We start from the raw sequence: 20,783 nt of genomic DNA, 5'->3' as shown, positions 1-20,783 counted from the left end.
TCTCAAGAAGTCAATTGTAAACCCCGTCCCCGCTTGTTGACTTGTTTCGCGGGCTTCCGGCCAGGACCAGGACATCGGCAAGGGACGGGACGCGGCCGGCGATCCAGTCGAGGGTGTGCAGAGCCGTATCGGCCACGGATTCGGGCAGATGCCCCACGGTTCTCGTCCAGGTCGGCAGGCCCCACGCGAGCGAGAGACCCTCGACGTGGTCGATCTCCACGTGGGCGCTGAGCTGCTCGCGCATGAGCGCCAGGTCGTAGCGTGTGAAATGATCGTTCGGAACGTCGTAGTGCCTTCGCCCCCGGCGCATCGGGCGGTTCAGGCCTAGCTCTGCCAGGTCATCGGCCGTGCGCGAGGCGCGACACGTGAATGAATCGTAGTTGGCAATCGTCAGCACGACCCGGCCGCCGGGCCGCGTGACCCGGGCCATTTCCGCGATCGCGGTATCCGGCTGATCGAAGTGATCGAGCGCTCCCTTGCAGAACGCGGAATCGAAGCTGTCATCGGCGAAGGGAAGGACGTCCCCCCAGGCTTGGACCCAGGCCGGGACCGCACCGGTGGCCTCCCCGCTCTTCATCCGTGTCCAGGCCATCATCCGCTCGGACGGCTCCGCCCCGACGACCCATGCACCTTGCGCCTGCAGCTCGATCGCGTCCTGACCGAAACCGCTGGCCACATCCAGGATCCGCCGGCCCGGTCCGGGAAGCGTTGCCGCCAGTGTCGCGCGGGTCATTCGATCGAAGACGAACTCACTATCCCGCGTCGTCCCGGTCGGAATGACATCGCTCATATCCCGGTCTAGATCCACCAAACGCATGGCGGCGCACCGTAGCAACCTTCGAGCCAGGTGCGGTGTCTCTACCTGGTCATTCGCTTATTGGGGATTCCTCGGAGCAAGCCGTACCTTGATTGCAGCCATGGATACCGCCGTACACACGCCGGAGCGGGAAGCCCCCGGGGATTCGGACGAGGACCGCCAGGGCCCCCTGGAACGGCTCGCCGGCTTCCGTTTCACCTACCTCGCGATCTTCCTGTTCCTGATTGCCTACGTCTTCTCCGTGGAGGCCTTCGAGGCGGTGATGACCGCCCACTTCAATTCCCAAGTCGAGGCCGCCACCCACGTAGACCCCGATGACGGGCCGGTCGCGGGCCAGGTCCGAGACCGCCTCGACGCGCTTCTCGCGAGTTCCGCCTGGATCCGTGTCGGGCGCATCCGGGTACGCCCGATCGTGCTTGGAGCGGACGGCACCACCCTCTTGTTTGCGGGAAGCTACGCCCCGCCCGTGGCGCCCTCCGATTCGAACGGCGCGGAACTGTTGCCGGCCATCGTCGATGTCGAGGTGAGCGTTCCCCACAACGCCCTTGCCGCCAACGGCATCCTCGTCGCGTACGCGGCGCTCCTGTTGACGAGCCTGATCGGTTACACCCGACGCCTGACCCGGCTCGAAGAACAAGCCCTTCGAGGCGTCATGGATGAACGAGCTTCCATGGCGGAGCGCGCCCGATCCATCGCCCTGGAACTCGGCCAGGTTCGAGGCCGGCTTGCCGAGGTGGAGCCGGAGAAAGAGATCTATTTCGAGGAAATCGAAACGCTCCAAGACGAGCGGACCCGCCTGCGCGCCCGCCTGGCCGAGGTCGAAGACCGGGAGGCATCGCTTCGGGCGGCAGCCGCCGGCAGTTCGGAACTGAATGAGGAACGTCGCGCGCTGGAGGAGCTGCTCGAAGAAGCGACCGGAGATCTCGAGTCCAAAGACGACGAGATCCGCCGCCTGCAGAAGCAGGTCAAACGCACGGGCAAGGGCGCCAGCAAGGATTCCGAGCTGATGACCCGCCGCCTGCGCACCCTCTACAAGGAACTCGAAGTCGACGATCACGCCATCGAGGGCATTCTCGCCCTGGGAGACGAGAGCCAGAAGCTTCGGGCAGAAGAAGCGTTGAAGAAGCTGTGTGACGATCCGGAGAACGCGGGCGTGAGGCGCAAGGTCGGGGGTCTACCCGTTCATCTCAACGTCTTCGAGATGGGCTTCGCGGGCAAGGGCCGCCTCTACACGACCAAGGGCCAGAGCCGTCGCTTCCGGGTCCTGTTGGTCGGCGGGAAGGCTTCCCAGAAGACCGATCTTGAATACCTGAGCCGACTTCCCAAGGGTACCTGAGCAGCCCGACGCTCGGCCGCCGCCCTAGCGCGCCAAGCAGGATCGAAGGGTCGATTTCAGCTCTGCATCGTCCCACGGCTTGGGAAGCAGGGCTGTGATCCCGGCGCGGTCGATCTCGGCCTGGGGGATCTCTTCGGGCCAGCCGGTCAGAAGAACCCGTGGCACACGGCTTCCGCCGCGCTCGACCTCGCTGAGGAATGCGATGCCGTGAGTACCCGGCATCTTCTGGTCCGAGACGATCAGGTCGACCTGTCGTTCGCCAAGCAGCCGAAGCGCTTCGTCGGCGCCGCCTGCGGTCAGGATTTCGTAGCCCTCGCGACGCAGCGAGCGGCTGAGTGCGGAGAGGATGTGCTTCTCGTCATCCACGAGCAGGACGACCGGGAGCGGCTCGCTCACAGCAACTCATCCGGATCGCCCAGCGGCAGCCGAACCTCGAAGCTCGTACCGCGGCCCAGCTCGCTCTCGACCCGCAGCATACCGCCGTGGTTCCGGATCAGATTGAAAGAGGTCGAGAGGCCAAGGCCGGTACCGACACCCACTTCCTTGGTGGTGAAGAACGGATCGAAGATCCGGTCCAGGGTGGCCTTCGGCATCCCCGCGCCATTGTCCGATACGCTGATCAGGACCTCATCGCCTTGCAGCTCCGTCTGCAGTCGGATCTCTCCGCGCAGCTCTTCCTGGGCCGCCCGTTCCTCGATGGCCTGGCAGGCATTCACCAGCAGGTTCATGAACACCTGCTTCAGCTGCATCGGGAAGCAGACCACGGGCGCGAGCTCGGCGTACTGCTTCGTCAGGACGACCGAGTGCTTCATCATGGTCCACACGATGTGGGCCGTAGAATCCAATGCCCGGTTCACGTCACACAGCGCCCGCTCGGCAGTGTCCTGGTGGGAGAAGGCCCGCAGGTCGGTGACGATCGCGCGGATCCGTTCGGACCCCTCCAGCGATTCCCGAATCGCCGTGCCGAAATCCTGCATCAGGAAGTTCGCGTCGACGGCCTGGATGGTGCCGTCCAACGCGCTGGCCGCATCCCGAACCTCCTGGCCATCGAGCCTTTCGCGTCCGGCCGCAGCGCGCAGACCCTCCACGTGGGCCCAGACCTTCTGCAAGTCATCGAGGTACTCGGTGAGCTGGGAGAGGTTCGCGTGGATGAAGCCCATCGGGTTGTTGATCTCGTGGGCCACGCCCGCTGCCAACTGGCCGATCGAGGCCATCTTTTCCGTCTGTAGAACCTGGCGCTGGAGCTGCTTGATCTCGGTCAGGTCCTGGAAGATCGCGACGGCACCCTCGCGGACACCGCTCGCATCGACGAGTGGTGCGCAGGAGATCCCGGTGGGGATCAAGGTTCCGTCGGCCCTCGTCAGAACCGTCTCGACGCCGCGAAAGCGCGTACCTTCTTCGAGCGTCAGAAGTGGCAGCACGTCGCCCGGACCGGCGCCCGGGAACCAATCGCGGATGTCCCGCCCGGTGAGTTCTCCGGACCCCGCGCCGAGCACCCTCTCAGCCGTGGGATTGGCGTAGGAGACCCTCGCATGGCAATCGAGGACCAGCACCGCGCTATTCATGTTTTCGATCACATGCCCGCTGTAACGCCCCAGACTACCAGCGTTTTCCACGTTCTCGACCGGCGGAACGCTGGCCTTGATCCGGCGCAGCCATTGGAGCTGCTCGCGCGCAGCGATCGAAAGGTCGTCACCGAGCGCAGGGCCGCGGGCCACGCAAGCAGCGGCACCAGCACGAAAGGCCCGGAGTGCGAAGGACTCGTCATTGGCCTCGCCGATCACGATCGCCGGCGTCGCACCCTCTCCTGCGCGTTGCAAGAGAGACCAGAGATCGTCGCCGAGGCGGCAATCGAGAACAGCCAGATCCGCGTGCCGAGCCCGCAGGGCGGCGGCAGCGACGCGAACCTCATGATGCAATTCGAGCTGAACCGCCGGGCCCAGCCGCCGAAGCGCATCCGCGGTGGACGTCGCCGTGGGGCCTTCCTGAAAGGGCTCCGCGATCAGCACGTGGACCGCCACACCGGAAGCCGCGTTCACAGCCCGCACCCGCTTCGATGGAGCCCGCCGATCACGCTCGATCCTCTCGCCTATCAGGTGTCGCGGGGGGCGACGGCGCAAGTCTACCGGACGGCTTCGAGCCTACCCACCGGTCCCGTCGGATGGGTCGCGCGTCGGCCCGCCTCGATCCCGTGCTTGGAGAGCTTGCGGTACAAGGTAGAGCGACCAATGCCGAGCCTGCGTGCAGCCTCGCTGGCATCGCCGCGGCTCTCCTCCAGCGCTCGCTCCAGAGCCAGACGCTCGTAGGCCTCGAGGGAAAGCGGCACAGCCGCGTCGGCGGGTTTCATTGCCAGCACCGGCAGCGGCGAATGGCCGTCCCGGAAATCTGCGACACCGAGCCGCTCGTCCTGGGCCAGGGCAAGGGCAGATTCGATGGCGTTCTCCAGCTCGCGAACGTTGCCGGGCCAGCGTTGCCCGCACAGCCGCTCCAGCGCCTCCGGCGTGAAGCCGCGCACAGGGGAATCCGGCCGGCGATGCTTGTGAAGGAGGTGTTGGGCAAGTAGCGCCACATCCTCGCTGCGCTCACGAAGCGGCGGAAGCTCGATGCGAACGACGTTCAACCGGTAGTAGAGATCCTGGCGGAAGCTGCCTTCCGCGACCATCTCGGACAGATCCCGATTGGTCGCGCAGATGACCCGGATGTCCACCGGCATGGCATGCGTCGCGCCCACGGGGCGGACTTCCTTCTGCTGCAATGCGCGCAGCAGCTTGGCCTGCACGCTCGGCTGGATCTCGCCGATCTCGTCGAGGAAGAGCGTCCCGCCGTCTGCGACCCGGAAGAGCCCCGGGGCACCCACGGCGCCGGTAAAGGCGCCCTTCTCGTGCCCGAAGAGCTCGCTCTCGATGATCGTCTCCGGCAGCGCACCGCAATCGACCGGGACGAAGGTGCAATCCTTGCGCAGACTCGCGGCGTGGATGGCGCGCGCAACGATCTCCTTGCCGGTCCCGCTCTCGCCTTGCACGAGCACGTTGGACTCGTTGTGGCGGAGACTCTCGATCATCCGCACGATCGCCCGCATCGAAGGCACGCCGCCGATCAACTCGGGCGCACCCTCGCGCCCTGCCAACTCCTGCTCGAGCATCCGGGTGCGATGGACCAGCCGCCGGCGTTCGATGGCGCGACGCACCGTATTTCGCACCCGATGGATATCGCTCACGGGCTTCTCGAGATAGTCGAAGGCACCGAGGCGCATGCAGCCCACCGCGCTCTCTACGCTGGCGTGGCCTGTCAGGACGATGACTTCCAGATCCGGCCGCAAGGCCTTGATCCGCTCGAGTACCGCGATTCCGTCGACCGTCCCCAGCACCAGATCCAGGAGCACCAGGTCAAGTGTGGGATCGGCCAACTGGGGCTCGAACTCGGCCCAGCAGGAGGCGGCCATCAAGGTATGCTGCTCGGGGCGCAAGATACGATCCATGGCACGTACGAAGAGCGGCTCGTCATCCACCAGGAGGATCCGACCACCGGCCTCGATACCCGCCTCACGAGTCGCAGAACCCGACCCGGGCTTGGAATCCGGGCTTGCCGGCGCGCCGAACTCGGAGATCGAGTCCTGGCTCGCGGGGGGTACGCGCTCCGAGGTCATGCAGGCCTCATCGGCGGCAACCCCGGCCGGGTTGAATCGGACCCCCGGATCCTTTCGGGTGGGTTGAAGGCAGCGCGCTCGATTCCTACCTTGCGGCCACTTCCCCCCGGAAGAGGTTTCGCCCTGGGCAAGCCCCACGTGCTGGTCGTCGACGACCACGAACTGTATCGACGGGCCGTCGAGCGGGTGTTGACCCGTGGTGGCTACCAGGTTTCATCTGCCAAGGACGCGACCGAGGCCATGGCTGCGGTCACGGCCGGCCCTCTCGACCTGGTGATGTGCGACGTCAAGATGCCGGGAATCAGCGGGCTCGAGCTGGTTCGCCAGATCCACGATCTGCATCCCGAGCTGCCTTGCATCGTCGTCACGGGCTACGGTGGCGCGGAAGCCTCCGTAGAAGCCCTGCGCGCCGGGGCCTACTGGTACCTCGAGAAGGCCATGGACGGGCCCCAACAGGACGTCTTGCGCCGGTTGGTGGGCCAGGCCATCGAGCATGGGCGACTGAAATCCGAGAATCGACACCTCCAACATCAGCTCCACGATCGCTACCACTTCGACAACATCGTCGGCGCTCGTGGAGGCCTCCACGATGTTCTCGAGGTCGTGCGGCGCGTGGCGGAAACCGACAGCACCGTCCTGATCACGGGCGAGAGCGGCACCGGGAAAGAGGTGATCGCCCGGGCCCTCCACTACAACAGCCCCCGGGCCGACCGGCCTCTCGTCACCGTCAACTGCGGCGCCATCCCGGAGGAGTTGCTCGAATCCGAGCTCTTTGGCCATGTCCGGGGGGCCTTCACCAACGCGGTGGCCCATCGCGAGGGCCGCTTCTCCGCCGCCAACGGCGGCACGATCTTCCTCGACGAGATCGGCGACATGAGCCCGAACCTGCAGGTGAAGCTGCTCCGGGTGCTCCAGGAAAAGACCTTCGAGCCCGTCGGCTCCTCGGAAACCGAGCACGTGGACCTCCGGGTCATCGCTGCCACCAATCAGGACCTCGGCAAAGCGATCGAAACCAAGCAGTTCCGCGAAGACCTCTACTACCGCTTGAATGTCATCCCGATCCAGGTGCCGCCCCTTCGCGAGCGCCAGGAGGACATTCGGCTGCTGGTGCACCACTTCCTGTCGCGGGACGCACCGAATCCGGACGAACCGCCCTGCCAGCTCTCGGAGGCCGCGCTCGATCGCCTTGTTGCCCACCCCTGGCCGGGCAACGTCCGCCAGCTCGAGAACTCCATCGAGCGCATGGTGGTCATGCGGGGCGAGGGCCAGATCGATCTCGAAAACCTGCCTGAAGAGTTCCATGGTAATGGCGCTGCCGGGCCCACCGGCCCTGCGCTGAAGCTCGGTGAGGCAGGCCTCTCGTTCAACGACGTCGTCGACGATTTCGAGGCCGACTTGATCCGGCAAGCCCTCGAGCGCACCCACTGGAACAAGAACCAGGCGGCGCAGCTGCTCGGCCTGAATCGCACGACCTTGATCGAGAAGATCAAGAAGAAGGGCCTGACACCCGAAGCGTAGGGCTGGTCGCAATCGTGGCGCCCGCTGCGTTTCCAAGCCGAATCCCTCGGATGTCAGAATTGCAACCCGCAGCGCCGGCCTTTTGACGCTTCCGCCGGTTGCTTGCCGGGGTGCATCAGCGGGCTGCGCCAGCCGTCTCGCTGCGGTATTCGCCCGGGCGGAGCCCCTCGCTTTCCCTGAAATGCCTGGGAGTTCAACTGGTTAGCGGGCGTTTTCGCCGGTCGCTTCGGCAGCCCCCCCGGTGTTCCCCGTCCGAGAACCGGGACATTGGCACGACGCCTGCTTTGACCCGCAGTCGAAGTGCAACGGGTCGGCAGGAAGGGTCGCCTGCCAGAACCCGAGGCCAGATGCGGCAACAGCCCGCGCGGAAGGTGGAGAATCGAATGGAAGCTCAGTTGCGTGACGCGAGAGAGAAGCATGGAGATATCCCGGGAGACCTGAAGGAAGCCATCGTCCTCGAGCACGCACCGCTCATCCGGTACATCGTCAACCGGATCGCTGTCAGACTGCCCTCGCATATCGACCTGGACGATCTGCACAACACGGGTGTGATCGGACTGATGGATGCGATCGACAAATACGATCCCGGCAAGAACTGCAAGTTCAAGACGTATGCGGAGTTTCGGATCAAGGGCGCGATCCTCGACCAACTCCGTTCACTCGACTGGGTGCCGCGTAGCGTGCGCCAGAAGAGCCGCAAGCTCGAGCGCGCCTACGGCGAGGTGGAGCAGCGTCTCGGCCGCCAGGCCAACGAAGACGAGGTCGCCGACTCGCTCGGCCTGCAGATCGAGAAGTTTCACGAGCTGATGAATCAGGTACGCGGCATCTCGCTCGTCAACCTCGAGGAGATCCGCGGCGGCGGCCAGGACGGCGACCGCACGGGCTCCTTCGCCGACATCATCGAAGACGTGAACGCCGAGAACCCGTTCTCGACCTTCAAGCTCCACGAGATGAAAGGCCTGATCGCCGACACCATCGCGATGCTTCCCGAGAAGGAGCGCCTGGTCATCTCGCTGTACTACTACGAGGACTTGAACATGAAGGAGATCGGCAACATTCTCGGGATCACCGAATCCCGGGTATGCCAGATCCACACCAAGTCCGCGCTCCGCCTGCGCAGCAAGCTCAAGAACACGCTCGAGAGCGAGTAGCGCTTCGTCCGCCCTTCCCGCTCGCTAGATGGATGCGAGCAGGACGGATCCGATCAGGAGGGGCAGCACCGCGCGGCAATCACCGTGGTGTTGTCCTCGCCACCGCGAGCATTCGCGAGGTCCACGAGGGATTCGCAGAGTTCCTGGAGATCCTCGATATCCGTCGCCATCTTCGCGATCTCGTGATCGTCGACGTGATTCGTCAAGCCGTCGGAGCAGAGCACGAAGACATCGCCAAGTGCGGGCGAGATTTCTGCAAGATCCGGTTCGACGCTCTCGCGAACGCCGAGCGCCCGGGTCAGAACGTGACGATGGGGATGCTCCTTGGCATCGTCCTCGGTGATCTGATTGCGGCGCAGAAGATCACCGACAATGGAATGGTCGTCGGATAGCTGGCGGATGGCACCGGCTCGCACCCGGTAGGCGCGGCTGTCTCCCACGTGGGCCAGGGCCGCACGCTCGCCCTCCGCGAGGATCATCACGATGGTGGTTCCCATCCCGGCGTACTCGGGCCGTTTCTCGGCGGTGCTGAAGATCGAACGGTTGGCGGAAGCGACGGCGTAGCGGAGCTTCTCGGTCAGGGTGGCGGCTGCACCGTCCAGGGTCTGGATCGCCTTCAGCGAGGCTTCGGCGGCCAACTCACTGGCGACCTGCCCCGCGGTATGGCCCCCCATGCCGTCCGCCACCACATACAGGCCCAACTCCGGTGCCAAGGCGTACCGATCCTCATTGTGCTTGCGTCGGTGTCCGACGTCGCTCGCTGCTGCCGCTCTCAGGATCATCTTCACTCCGAGGGGCGGCATGCGCCCCTTCCGGCAGCGTATCGGGTATGGCGACGATCGACTTGACCTTTGGGGGGGGGGACCGGGTGCGGGCCAGGGCCGAGGCCTCTAGGCTGGAGGCGGTTCCGGTCGGGTCGGGTGAGAAAAGGGGTCAATCCCTGGCTCGAAGCCGACGATAGAACCGGCGTAGGGACCGCCACGGCCCGCGGCGCAGGAGCGCCCCGGTACCCGAGCAACTGGCCGTCCAGGGGGGGGAACATGCCCAAGACCCTGCTTCTCGCAGACGACAGCGTGACGATCCAGAAGGTCGTCGGGATCAGCTTCGCCAATGAGGACGTGGAGCTCGTAACCGTGGACAACGGCGATGACGCCGTATCCCGCGCGCGAGAGCTCCGCCCCGATCTCATCCTTGCCGACGTGGTCATGCCCGGCCTCTCCGGCTACGAGGTCTGCCACGCGATCAAGAGTGATCCGGCTCTCAGCGGGATCCCCGTGCTCTTGTTGACAGGCACCTTCGAGACCTTCGACGAGGCCCAGGCGAACGAGGTCGGTGCGGATGGCCACATCACCAAACCGTTCGAGGCCCAGGCCCTGGTCGATCAGGTGAATGCGCTACTCGGAAGCAGCTCCGTCGTCGCTGAAACCGATCCGTCTGCAGAGCCCGAGCCGCTCGGCCTCACAGGCCTGGTGACGCCAGGAGCAGGCCCGGAACCCTACGACTTGTTCGAAGACGATGTCACGGCACCGAGCGGCACGGCCGACGCGGCGCTGCTCGACAGTCCGCCGACCACGGTGCTGATGGGCGGAGAGCCGCTCGACGCGGGCCAGGCCTCTGACTCGCAACCCATGGGTTCGAGTGGCGGCGCCGACTTCGAATCGGATGCGAATGCGCGGACGTCGGATGACTTCGCACCCGGTGCCGATCTCTTCACCTCGGCCGTGGACCCTCACGACGGAACCGTTCTCCTCGAACCCGCATCCGGCGGCGCGAGCGTCGAGGATCTGCTGACCGGCGAGGACGACGTGCTGGAAAGCGGCGATCCGCTGGGGGATCCCCCGTTGATCACCGCGGAGCCGCATCTCCCGGACGAACTCTCGGCCGAAGTCCCTGGCGACGGCCCGAATACGGCCGACGCGTTTTTGTTGGTGGATGAGGTCTCCGACCCGATTGCACCCCAGGCTTCGAGCGACGGGGGTGCCGGCCAGGGCTCGGCAGACTTGTTCGGTGCTTCTGAGAGCGCCGGATTCTCCGACTTCAACGAGAGCTCCCAGGCCGGTCCGGTTTCGGATCCCTTCGAGGCCTCCGATCCCATGGACGCATCCGATCCCTTGGGCTCCTCCGATCCCGGCGGAATGGCCTCAGTGCTCGCGGAACCGCCGCCGGCGCCGGATGCGCCCACGGTCTTCGAGTTCGGCGGCCCTCCGGGCGCGGAGCAGGCCCCGACCTTCGAGAGCAGCTCTTCCTTCGCCCCGGAGCCCGCCAGCGCGGCCGAACCGGGCGCCGGTGCCGACTTGTTCACGGACGAAGTCCGGGAACCGGCAGCGCCGGACCTGTTTGCCAGCGCCGACCCGTCGGCAGCACCGGACTTGTTTGCCAGCGCCGACACCGCGTCATCGCCGGACTTGTCTGCCAGTGCCGACGCGGCATCATCGCCGGACTTCTTCGCGGCCGGCGGCGAATCGGCCGAGGCGAGCAACGTGTCGGACGCCGGCCAACCGCCGCCGGCAGGCGCCCTCTATGACGACGACCCGATGGGCCAGACCACCCTCGACCCCGAGGCAGCCCGCAGCTACGACGTCTCCTCCTCGGACCTTGGAGCCAGCCTCGCCGACAGCCCGCCGGCTCCCATCGTCCTGCCGTCCGAGCCGAACTGGCCGGCTGAACCGGAGGCCGAGGCGGCACCTGCCACGGAGGCCGAACCCGAGCGCCACGATGCGACCCCGCCGGCACTCTCGCCCATGCTGGAGCAGCAGGTCCACGATGCGGTCGAAAAGATGGCCTGGGATGCCTTCGGCGATCTCGCTGAGCGGATCATCAAGGATGCCGTGGAGCGCATCGAGAAGGTGGCCTGGGAGGTCATCCCGCAGATGACCGAGACCTTGATCCAGGAAGAGATCCGCAAGCTCAAGAACGAGGAATAGGCTCTTCCTCCAGAGGCATTTTTTGGCCGCCGTGATCCCCACAGGATCGGCGGGAGTTCCCTCCGGTCGTTAGACTCCCGGGGTGGCTGCGCTCCCCCCGTGTCCGCCGCGTGCGACCTGGCAACCGCTGATCGACCTGGCCGTGGCCGAGGATCTCGGCACCGGCGATGTGACGAGTGTGGCCATCTTCGGCTCCAGCGACGAGCTCTCGGGCTGGATCGAAGCGCGGCAACCCCTGATCGTCTGTGGCCTTCCCATCGCGGAGGCGGTGTTCGAAGCGGTCGATGCGAGCATCGCGTTCAACACCGAGGTGGCCGAAGGCTCGAGCGTCGCCGCCGGACAGATCCTGGCCCGGCTGCACGGTTCCGCACGGGGAATCCTGGCCGCGGAACGCACCGCCTTGAACTTTCTGGGCCGGCTCTGCGGAGTCGCGAGCTGGACACACCGCTTCGTCGAGGCGGTGGCAGGCACCGGTGTGGCCATCGTCGATACCCGCAAGACCCTTCCCGGCTTCCGCAGCCTGGACAAGCTGGCCGTGGCGACGGGCGGCGGCACCAACCACCGGGTGGGCCTGTTCGACGCCATCCTGATCAAGGACAACCACGTCAACGCCGCTGGCGGCGTCGACATGGCAGTCAAAGCGGCACGCGCAGGCGCCGCGCCCCATCTGCAGATCCAGGTGGAGGTCGAATCCGTGGCCCAGGCAGAATCCGCGATCGAGGCAGGCGCCGACCTGCTGCTGCTCGACAACCGCACCCCGGACCAGCTGCGGGAGCTGTCCAGACGCTTCCGGGATCGCATCCCCCTGGAGGCGACCGGTGGGGTGACCCTCGAGAACGTTCGAGAGTTCGCCGAGACCGGGGTCCATCGCATTTCCATAGGCGCCCTCACCCATTCCGCCCCCAATGCGGATCTGGCGCTCGAGGTGACGCCGGGGGAGCTGGCGCAGCGATGAGCAGTACCGAGCGCATCGTCGAAAGCCTGGGCCGCGCGCCCTGCTCGGGAGAAGCCCTTTCCGAGGAGCTCGGCGTAAGCCGGAACCAGGTGTGGAAGCACGTGGAAGCGTTGCGCAGCCGCGGCTACCAGATCGAGGGCGCGGCGGGGGGAGGCTACGAGCTGATCGCCCGGCCCGACCGGCTCTATGCGGAAGAGCTCTTGCCGGGCCTCGGAACCCGCTGGTTGGCCCACGACCTTCACCACCTCGAGACCACCGAATCCACCAACCGGGTTGCCGGAGAGTTGGCCCGCGAAGACGCGCCTCACGGCACCGCCGTCGTGGCAGAGCACCAGAGCGCGGGGCGCGGCCGCCTTGGCCGGCATTTCCATTCGCCGGCTCATCAGAACCTCTACCTCTCGCTGGTGCTGCGGCCCGCGATCTCCATCACCCAGGCACCGACCGTCATCCTCGGAGCCGGGCTGGCCGTGGCTCAGGCCATTGCCGAGGCCCTGGGCACAGCGGAGCGCGTCGAGATCAAGTGGCCGAACGACGTCCTCGTCGATGGCCTCAAGGTTTCAGGCATCCTGATGGAGATGAGTGCCGAGGCGACCCAGGTGGGGCATCTCGTCCTCGGAATCGGCGTGAATCTGAACGTTTCCCCAGAGACCTTCCCGGAGGAATTCCGTTCTCGGGCGACCAGCCTGGCAGCGTCCCTGGGCCGCCCGATCGATCGGGTGGCCTTCACCCGGCGACTCTTCGTTATTCTCGAAGGCGTGCTCGAGAAACACGCTGAAGCCGGGTTCGAAGGATTGCGCGCCGACTTCGAAGCCCTCTACCGGATGCGAGGTCGCGAGATCGAGGTCTCGGATCCCGGCGGCAGCGTTCGTTGCGGGGTCGCGGGCGGTATCGGGTCCGACGGTACGCTCGAACTTCATCTCGAGAGCGGCGACCTTGCGAGGATCGTCGCAGGGGACGTAACGCTCCGGCCCCAGGCGTTGGGCGGCGCCCCAGCGCCCCAAGGACAAGCCGGATGACGAGCCCCGTCCTGCTGGCCATCGACGTGGGCAACACGAACGTCACGCTCGGCGTATTCGATTACAGCGGTGGCCCGGGGGAGCTCCTGCATCACTGGCGCCTGGCCACGCATCGGGAACAGACCTCCGACGAGGTACTCGTCGCTCTCCACGGTCTCTTCGACCTCGGAGGCTGCAAGGTGGGGGCGTTCACGGATGCGATCCTCTCCACCGTCGTCCCGCCGCTGCTGCCCATCTGGGAACGCGTGTGCGGCAAGCTCCTCGCCCAACCGGCCATGGTGGTTGGCCCAGGTATCCGCACCGGCATGCCGGTGCGCTACGAGAACCCCCGCGAAGTGGGCGCCGATCGCATCGTCAACTCCGTCGCCGCCTTCGAACTCGTGGGGGGACCCGTCATCGCCGTCGATTTCGGCACGGCCACCACCTTCGATTGTGTCTCGGCCAAGGGCGAGTATCTGGGCGGTGCGATCTTCCCGGGTGTCCACATCTCGATGGAGGCGCTCTTCGAACGCGCATCGATGCTCCACCGCGTCGAGATCGTCCGTCCCAAGACGGTGATCGGTCGCACGACGACCCAATCCCTCCAATCGGGTTTGCTATTCGGCTATGCCGGCATGGTGGATTCGATGGTGACCCGAATCCGCGGCGAACTGGGCGAGGAGGCCGGCACGATTGCGACCGGCGGCCTGGCCCAACGCATCGCCCGGGAAGCCCAGACAATCGAGCGCGTCGAGCCCTTCCTTACCCTGGAGGGCCTACGCATCCTGTTCGAGAAGAATCGGTCCGCGACGTAGACCGAGCAAACCGGAGGCCCCATGCAGAATTTCAGTGTCGCCAACACGCGTAGCTTTGCGCTGATCGGACACGCGGCCGATGGCAAGACCTCCCTTGGTGAGAGCCTGCTGCACGTGGCCGGTGCCACCCCCAGCCTGGGCTCTCCCGCGGACGGATCGTCGGTTCTCGACACCACCCCGGAAGAGCTCGAGCGCAAGCACACCCTGACTTCCTCGCTATTCGGCTTCGGCTGGAAGGATCTCCATCTCACGCTGGCCGACACGCCAGGCGATCCGAACTTCCAGGGTGACGGGCAAGCCCTGCTGCACGGCCTCGATTCCGCGGTTCTGGTCGTGTCCGCCACCGACGGAGCCAAGGTAGGAACCGAGAGCATGTGGCGGGCCAGTGGCCGCGCAGGAATTCCCGTGATCGCCTTCGTCAACCGACTGGACAACGAACGGGCTGATCTGGATGCGGCCGTCTCCAGCCTGAAGGATCTGGACATCAACCCGATCAAGATCAGCCTTCCGATCGGCGAGGGTGAGGAACTCCGTGGCCTGATCGATCTGCTCGACATGAAGGCGGTGATCGACGGCAAGGAAGCGGAGATTCCGTCGGAACTCATGGACGATGCCCTCGAGGCGCGATCCGAACTGGTAGAGGCCGCCGCCGAGAGCGACGACGAGCTACTGGAGAAATACCTCGAGGACGGTGAGCTCTCGAACGAGGATGTCATGCGCGGCCTGGTTGGCGCGACACTGACGCGGAGCCTCGTGCCCGTGGTATGTGGAGCCGCCACCCGTGAGATCGGCGCGCTGACCTGCCTGCGGGCCATCGAACGCCTCCTGCCCTCTCCGACGGATCGCGGTGCCGCTTGGGCCGCCACCCTCGACGACGAGGAAATCCGGGTCACCGCGGAGCCGGGCGCGCCGTTTACCGCACTCGTGATCAAGACCGTGGTGGATCGCTATTCGGGGACGCTCTCGGTCTTGCGGGTGGTCTCTGGCACCGTCAAAGGCGATACCCCGGTGCTGAACGCCACCCGCGGCGAGAAGGAGCGGCTCGGCAAGCTCTTGCTCTTGCAGGGTGCGGAGCATGTGGACATTCCCGAAGCGGGCCCCGGAGATGTGGTCGCGGTAGCCAAGTTGAAGGATGTCCACACCGGGGATGCCCTGTGTCAGGAAAAGGGGGGCGTGACGCTCCAACCCATTCCGATCCCCCAAGGCGTCCTGTCCTACGCGATTTCGGCACCCTCGAAGGGCGACGAGGACAAGGTCTTCACCTCCTTGGCTCGTCTGGTGGAAGAGGATCCGACGCTCCACCTGGGTCGCGATCCGTCTACCGGCGAATTCCTGCTCACCGGCATGGGCGAGCTACATATCCGCATCACGGCCCAGAAGCTGAAGCGGCTCTACGAAGTGGATGTGGCGCTGAAGACCCCGAAGGTCCCCTACCGGGAGACGATCAAGGGGCGTGCGGAGCATGTGGAGGGCAAGCTCAAGAAGCAGAGCGGCGGCAAGGGCATGTTCGGCGTCTGCTTCCTGACCGTGGAGCCGAAGCCCCGAGGGGAAGGAATCGAGTTCTCGGATGAAGTCGTGGGCGGAGCGATCCCCCGGGGGCTGATCCCGGCCGTCGAGAAGGGAATCATGGAAGCTTCCGAGGCCGGCCCGCTGGCCGGATATCCGGTCGTGGACGTGAAAGTGCGCTGTATCGACGGGAAGCACCACTCGGTGGACTCGAACGAGATGGCCTTCAAGCTGGCGGGCTCATTTGGCTTCAAGGCCGCCCTGGAGCAGGCCAAACCGACCCTCTTGGAACCCGTGATGCGGGTGGAGGTGTCCGTACCCGGGGACTTCGTCGGAGATGTCATGGGCGACGTTTCCAGCAGGCGTGGAAGGGTCCAGACCACGGAAACCCGGGGCCATACGGCAGTGATCAAGGCGGAGGTCCCCATGGCCGAAATGCTGGAGTACGCGAGCGCCCTCACCAGCCTGACCGGTGGGAAGGGGGCGTTCCACATGGAGTTCGACCACTACCACGAGGTACCTGCAGGCGAGCGGGAAAAGATCATCGCGGCGGCCAAGGCCCAGGCTGCGGCAGAGGGGTAACACCGGGAAGAATCCGGTTGCCCCTCCCTGGCTCGTGACCCACAAGAAGAGGAGTGCACCGGCATATGCCCGGAGCTGAAGCTGAGACAGCGAAACAAAAGATCCGTCTGAACCTCTCGCCCCAGGCGGAGAAGTACGTACGGAGAGACGCGCCCATCGGGGTGCGCCGCATGGCTGCAGGCGGTGCCCTACCCCTCGAGCCCGTCGAACTCGCAACCGTCCTGTTTGCTCTGATCCACGATCCGGACGATGAGGTCAAGAGCAAGGCCCAGGAGAGCCTGGAGCAATTGCCCGAGAGCGTGGCGAACACGGTCGCCACTTCCGAAGCGCACCCTGCGCTTCTTTCCTGGCTGGCCCAGGCCTGGAAGGACGACGGCGACCGGACAGAAAGGCTGGCCCTCAATCCTGCGGTCGATGACCGGACGCTCGCCTACCTGGCCAGCCTGCCCCACCCGCGCGTGGTGGAAATCGTGGCCAACAACCAGCAAGCGATGCTGCGACACCCGGCCATCGTCGATTCCCTGGGCGACAACCGGCTGACCGGCCGCGCCACCATCGATCGGATCCTCACATTCCTCGGCCTCGACAGACCGAGCGGCGAGGTCGAAGAGCCCAACGAGGAGAGCGATCTTCCGCCGGTCGAAGAGATCACCGACGAAGCCGCTGCCGAAGCGCTTCGCGCGCTACTCGGCGACGATGCCAGCGAGTTCGATACCGACCTGATCCAGGAGGCCGAAGGCGAACTCGATGAGGACGAGACGTCCAACCTGTATGCACTCATCCAGTCGATGAACGTGATGCAGAAGATCAAGTTGGCGCGGATGGGCAACAAGGAGGCTCGCGGCCTGCTGGTGCGGGATCGCAACAAGCTCGTGAGCACCGCCGCCATCCGCAGCCCGAAGATGACCGACAACGAGATCGAGGGGCTGGCAAAATCTCGCAACATCGCTGACGAGATCCTGCGCATCATCGCCAACAACCGGGAATGGACGCGCAACTATCAGGTGAAGATCGGGCTGGCCACCAATCCGAAATGCCCTGTCCCGACCGCAATGAAATTCCTGAACTTCCTCCAGGAACGGGATCTGCGGAATATCATGAAGAGCAAGGACGTGGCGACGCCGATCTCGACACACGCACGGCGGCTGCTCCAGAAGAAGGGAAAGATCTGATGACCGAGGTGAATGCCAGGATCCTGTATTGGGGAACGCCCGGCGCGGGCAAGCTCTCCAATCTGAAGATGATCCACAGCAAGCTGCGACCGGATCATCGCGGGGAGATCGAGAGCCATCCCACCCGCATCGATCCCTCGGTCAGCTACCACTCCCTCCCGATCGAACTGGGCGATGTCGGTGGTTCGCGCACGCGCATCCGCATCGAGACGACACCCGGCTCGCCCGAGCATGCACCCACCCGGCGGCATCTACTCGACCGGGTCGACGGGGTGGTCTTCGTGGTCGATACCCAACGCGACCAGATCGACGCGACGCTGGCCAGCTGGGCCGAACTCCGCGAGATCTTGTCCGAGTACGGCCGCGAAGTCTCCGATGTGCCTCTCGTGATCCAATACAACAAGCGCGATCTGTCGGATCCTTTCGCCCTGGAGGAGCTGCACCGAAAACTCGAGCTCTCCGGTGTGGCGGCCTTCGAAGCGGTCGCAACCGAAGGCACTGGCATCCTTCCGACGCTGACGACCATCTCCAAACGTGTCGTACGAACCCTGCGCGAGCGTGGCCCCGAGTTGCCTGCCGAGGATGAGGCGTCGGATCTCGCAGAGCCGCTGACCGACTCCGCACCCTTGGTGGATTCCGATCCCCTGGCCGACTCCGATCCCTTGGGCGATTCCGGTCCCCAGCTCGACCCGCTTCCCACAGAGGGCCTGGATGCAGACCTGCTGGCTCCCGATGACGAGGAAGAGGACGACATCGAGGCCACGACGACTCTCGCGGAGAACATGTTCGAAGAATCCTTCCGCGAAGCCACCTCGGATGCGACCGCCGACGTGTTCGACGTGGACCTCGCCACGAGCCTCGAAGCGCCCGAAGATTCGAGTTCCGAGCCCGCCACGGTCGGAAGTTTCGAGATCGTCCAGGTCGGTACGGCAAGGGCCGACGGCCCTCGGGCCGTGGCCGTCCCCCTCGTCCTCCGGGACGAACGGGGTGAGGAGCGCAGTCTCGTTCTCAGTGTCCGCCTCGATCCGATGGAGGAGGCATAAACCCGTTCCATGCGCCGCGCAGTCGCCATCTACGGGGTCACCGAAGAGACCCTGACCCTGATTCCGATCTTGGAAGAGAATCCCGAGATCGAGATCCGAGGGGCCTACGACCCGGAACTTTCGACGGCCCGGGAGCGCGCGGCCGCCATGCATCTGGAACTGCGCTTGACGGACGATCTCGCGCTCTTCGGGCAGCCACTCCACGCGCTGATCGATAGCGGCAGCCTGCCCCCCTTCGCGGAGACGCATCCTGAGCTGGCTCAAGACGTCGAGCAGATCGTCTCTCCACTCACAGCTCGCTTGCTCTGGGGCTACGGGGTTTCGTCCGGTGATCGAAAGAGCGAACTGCTCCAGGCGCTGCATGAGATCGTCGAGTCGGTCAATCTCACAGTCGAGCCCCAGGAATTGTTCGGCCGCATGCTCGAAATCGCCATGAGCGTGACCGGTGCGGACGGGGGCTCCTTGATGCTGCTCGACACCGAACGAGGCGACCTCGCCATCCGAGTCGCGGTCGGCGTCGAACCGGAACTCTGGCCGAAGATCCGTGTCCCCCTCGGTGAGGGCATCGCGGGCAAGGTCGCGGCGGACGCGCGGCCCCTCAAAGTGCGTGGTCATGCGGATCGCGCCGACTTCCAGATCGTCCGGGAACGCTTCGACGTCGAGAGCGCCCTCTGCGTGCCGTTGATTCACGAGGGACGCGTTCTCGGCGTCCTGAACCTGCATCACGCAACCCGGCCCGATGCCTTCGACGACGACGACCTGGAATTTGCGGAGCAACTCGGCCATCTGGACGCCGAGATCATCCACCGAGCCCAGGAGCACGAAACGCTTCGCCGCGAGGCGTCCAGGTACGCCGCCGTGCGGGAAGTGCGCGCGGCCCTGGCCACGAGCGACGCCCTGGATGTCCGCCTGCGTACGCTATGCCAACTGGTCGCTCGCCGAGCCGGCGGCGGTATCGCCACCGCCTACCTCTACGATCCAGACGAAGACTCGCTTCGCTGGATCGCCACTTCGTTGGGAGGTGCCGGACTCGGTGCCGACTGGCGCGTGGATAGCGGCGACGGGATCGACGGCCGGGCCGCTCGCAACCGGCAACCCGTGCTGCTCCATGGTGTGGATGGACGGCTTGCCTACGCCGCCTTGCCCCTGCTCGCCGGTGGCGAGTTGGTGGGCCTGCTCGCCGTCCAGGCCGGCGCACCGGTGCCGCGCAGCCGTAGCTTGGAGGAGGCGCTCCTCGAGATGGCCGCAGCCGCCGCGGAATCGGTGGCCCAGGCCGAACGCGAAGCCCGCATGTCCGCCCATGCCACCAAGGTGACGGCCATCAACGAAGCCGGGATCCGGCTGATCTCGAGCCGGGAAATCAGCGAGGTCACGAGGCTCGCGACCTCTTCGGGGGCCCTCATCCTCGAGGCCGACCACGCCGTGCTGCGTCTACAGGATCCAGAAACCCGCCGCTATGTGATCCGCTCCTACTACGGCTCGGGCGATGGCCGAACCCAGGAAGCCCTCTTCCAGCTCGACAAACACGTCGCGGTCGCCACGCTGAAATCACGCCAGCCGCGCCTGATACGCCAGGTTGCCGAAGAGCCTGGCCTCGCTGAAGCCGGTGGTCGCTTCCAATCCGTTCTCTCCGCCCCACTCCGCCGAGAAAGCCGCGTGATCGGCACCTTGAGCCTGTACGACAAGGTCGCGCCGGATCAATTCTACGCGGGTCCCTTCAACGAGGACGATCTGCGCGTCTTCACCCGCTACGGATCCTACGTCGAACGAGCCCTGGAGAACGCCCTCTACTACGAAAGTGCAGGGCAACACCGCAACTTCGACGAGGAAACCGGGCTTCCGAATGGTGAGTACCTGGCCCTTCGACTGGACCAGGAACTCGCGCGAGCGGGAGACGAAGCAGGCCGATTGGCCGTGGCCGTCTGCCGGCTCGAGAACCTGGACGAGGTGCGCCGGGAAGGAGACGGGGTTCGCGCCGATCGACTGGTCCAGCAAACCGCTCTGGCCCTCCGCGAGCCCCTACGCGATTTCGACGTGCTGGCGCGCACCGGCGAAGCCGAGTTCACCATGCTGCTTCCCGACCCGGGCACTGCGCCGGAAGAGCGGATCACCGCCCTCTCCCGTGCCGTCGCCGACCGCATCTCCCGGGACGACCGGTTGAACCAACCCGTTCGCGCGGCCTTGGCGTTCGGCTACGCCCTGCACCCCGCAGACGGAACGGATCGGCAGGCACTTCTCAAGCGTGCCGGACATCCCCGAATCCGGATGGTTTGATCCGGGGCCTTCTCGAGGTCGGCCGGGGGATCTGGTAACCCGAACACCA

The 20,783-nt window shown here is 65.7% G+C and carries 15 protein-coding genes and 1 pseudogene; 11 read left to right on the top strand and 5 right to left on the bottom strand.

All coding sequences use genetic code 11. The annotated features are described in order from the left end of the window. Positions 1-10 precede the first annotated feature (10 nt). Positions 11-790, bottom strand: a complete 780-nt coding sequence (locus GY937_03710) for a methyltransferase domain-containing protein (protein MCP5055814.1) — start codon at positions 788-790, stop codon at positions 11-13. Positions 791-917: 127 nt separating this feature from the next. Here GY937_03710 and GY937_03705 point away from each other — a divergent pair, with 127 nt between their 5' ends. After that, the gene (locus GY937_03705) at positions 918-2,153 is read left to right on the top strand and encodes a hypothetical protein (GenBank protein MCP5055813.1); all 1,236 of its coding nucleotides are present in this window, start codon (positions 918-920) and stop codon (positions 2,151-2,153) included. A gap of 24 nt (positions 2,154-2,177) precedes the next feature. Here GY937_03705 and GY937_03700 read toward each other — a convergent pair whose 3' ends face one another. From GY937_03700 to GY937_03690, 3 genes are all read right to left on the bottom strand, one after another. Next, positions 2,178-2,549: a response regulator gene (locus tag GY937_03700; GenBank protein MCP5055812.1), complete on the bottom strand. Its 372-nt coding sequence runs from the start codon at positions 2,547-2,549 to the stop codon at positions 2,178-2,180. Then, the gene (locus tag GY937_03695; protein MCP5055811.1) at positions 2,546-4,201 is read right to left on the bottom strand and encodes a PAS domain-containing protein; all 1,656 of its coding nucleotides are present in this window, start codon (positions 4,199-4,201) and stop codon (positions 2,546-2,548) included. Before GY937_03695 ends, GY937_03700 begins: the two co-directional genes overlap by 4 nt. 74 nt (positions 4,202-4,275) lie before the next feature. Further along, positions 4,276-5,661, bottom strand: coding sequence for a sigma-54-dependent Fis family transcriptional regulator (locus tag GY937_03690; protein ID MCP5055810.1), 1,386 nt, complete (start codon positions 5,659-5,661; stop codon positions 4,276-4,278). Here GY937_03690 and GY937_03685 point away from each other — a divergent pair. Both GY937_03685 and GY937_03680 read left to right on the top strand, forming a co-directional pair. After that, positions 5,602-7,317 carry a response regulator gene (locus GY937_03685; GenBank protein MCP5055809.1) on the top strand — a complete coding sequence of 572 codons (1,716 nt, stop codon included), beginning with the start codon at positions 5,602-5,604 and terminating at the stop codon, positions 7,315-7,317. The two genes, GY937_03690 and GY937_03685, sit on opposite strands and share 60 nt — an antisense overlap. 383 nt (positions 7,318-7,700) lie before the next feature. Further along, on the top strand, positions 7,701-8,468 hold the full coding sequence (locus GY937_03680; protein ID MCP5055808.1) for a FliA/WhiG family RNA polymerase sigma factor: 768 nt from the start codon (positions 7,701-7,703) through the stop codon (positions 8,466-8,468). 53 nt (positions 8,469-8,521) lie between these two features. Here the strand turns inward: GY937_03680 and GY937_03675 are convergent, their stop codons facing one another. Beyond that, the gene (locus tag GY937_03675; GenBank protein ID MCP5055807.1) at positions 8,522-9,271 is read right to left on the bottom strand and encodes a Stp1/IreP family PP2C-type Ser/Thr phosphatase; all 750 of its coding nucleotides are present in this window, start codon (positions 9,269-9,271) and stop codon (positions 8,522-8,524) included. A 237-nt stretch (positions 9,272-9,508) separates the two neighbouring features. Between GY937_03675 and GY937_03670 the strand changes: the two are divergent. The 8 genes and pseudogenes from GY937_03670 to GY937_03635 all read left to right on the top strand — a co-directional run bounded on the left by GY937_03670 (position 9,509) and on the right by GY937_03635 (position 20,734). Next, positions 9,509-9,856, top strand: a pseudogene (locus tag GY937_03670) (response regulator). A gap of 1,618 nt (positions 9,857-11,474) precedes the next feature. After that, the gene (nadC, locus tag GY937_03665) at positions 11,475-12,347 is read left to right on the top strand and encodes a carboxylating nicotinate-nucleotide diphosphorylase (GenBank protein MCP5055806.1); all 873 of its coding nucleotides are present in this window, start codon (positions 11,475-11,477) and stop codon (positions 12,345-12,347) included. Continuing rightward, a complete protein-coding gene (locus GY937_03660; protein MCP5055805.1) occupies positions 12,344-13,363 on the top strand; it encodes a biotin--[acetyl-CoA-carboxylase] ligase in 1,020 nt (339 codons plus the stop codon). Before nadC ends, GY937_03660 begins: the two co-directional genes overlap by 4 nt. Then, entirely contained in the window at positions 13,360-14,157 is a 798-nt protein-coding gene (locus tag GY937_03655) for a type III pantothenate kinase (GenBank protein MCP5055804.1), read from the top strand. Before GY937_03660 ends, GY937_03655 begins: the two co-directional genes overlap by 4 nt. Positions 14,158-14,178: 21 nt before the next feature. After that, a complete protein-coding gene (locus GY937_03650; GenBank protein ID MCP5055803.1) occupies positions 14,179-16,245 on the top strand; it encodes an elongation factor G in 2,067 nt (688 codons plus the stop codon). A gap of 65 nt (positions 16,246-16,310) precedes the next feature. Continuing rightward, the gene (locus GY937_03645; protein ID MCP5055802.1) at positions 16,311-17,417 is read left to right on the top strand and encodes a hypothetical protein; all 1,107 of its coding nucleotides are present in this window, start codon (positions 16,311-16,313) and stop codon (positions 17,415-17,417) included. Further along, complete coding sequence (locus tag GY937_03640) at positions 17,417-18,460, top strand: hypothetical protein (GenBank protein ID MCP5055801.1); 1,044 nt, start codon at positions 17,417-17,419, stop codon at positions 18,458-18,460. Before GY937_03645 ends, GY937_03640 begins: the two co-directional genes overlap by 1 nt. Positions 18,461-18,469: 9 nt before the next feature. After that, positions 18,470-20,734 carry a GAF domain-containing protein gene (locus GY937_03635; GenBank protein ID MCP5055800.1) on the top strand — a complete coding sequence of 755 codons (2,265 nt, stop codon included), beginning with the start codon at positions 18,470-18,472 and terminating at the stop codon, positions 20,732-20,734. Positions 20,735-20,783 lie beyond the last annotated feature (49 nt).

This window comes from bacterium, assembly GCA_024228115.1.
Classification (GTDB): domain Bacteria; phylum Myxococcota_A; class UBA9160; order UBA9160; family UBA6930.
Note: the sequence above shows the minus strand (reverse complement) of the source record. Positions and strands in the feature narration are given on the sequence as shown.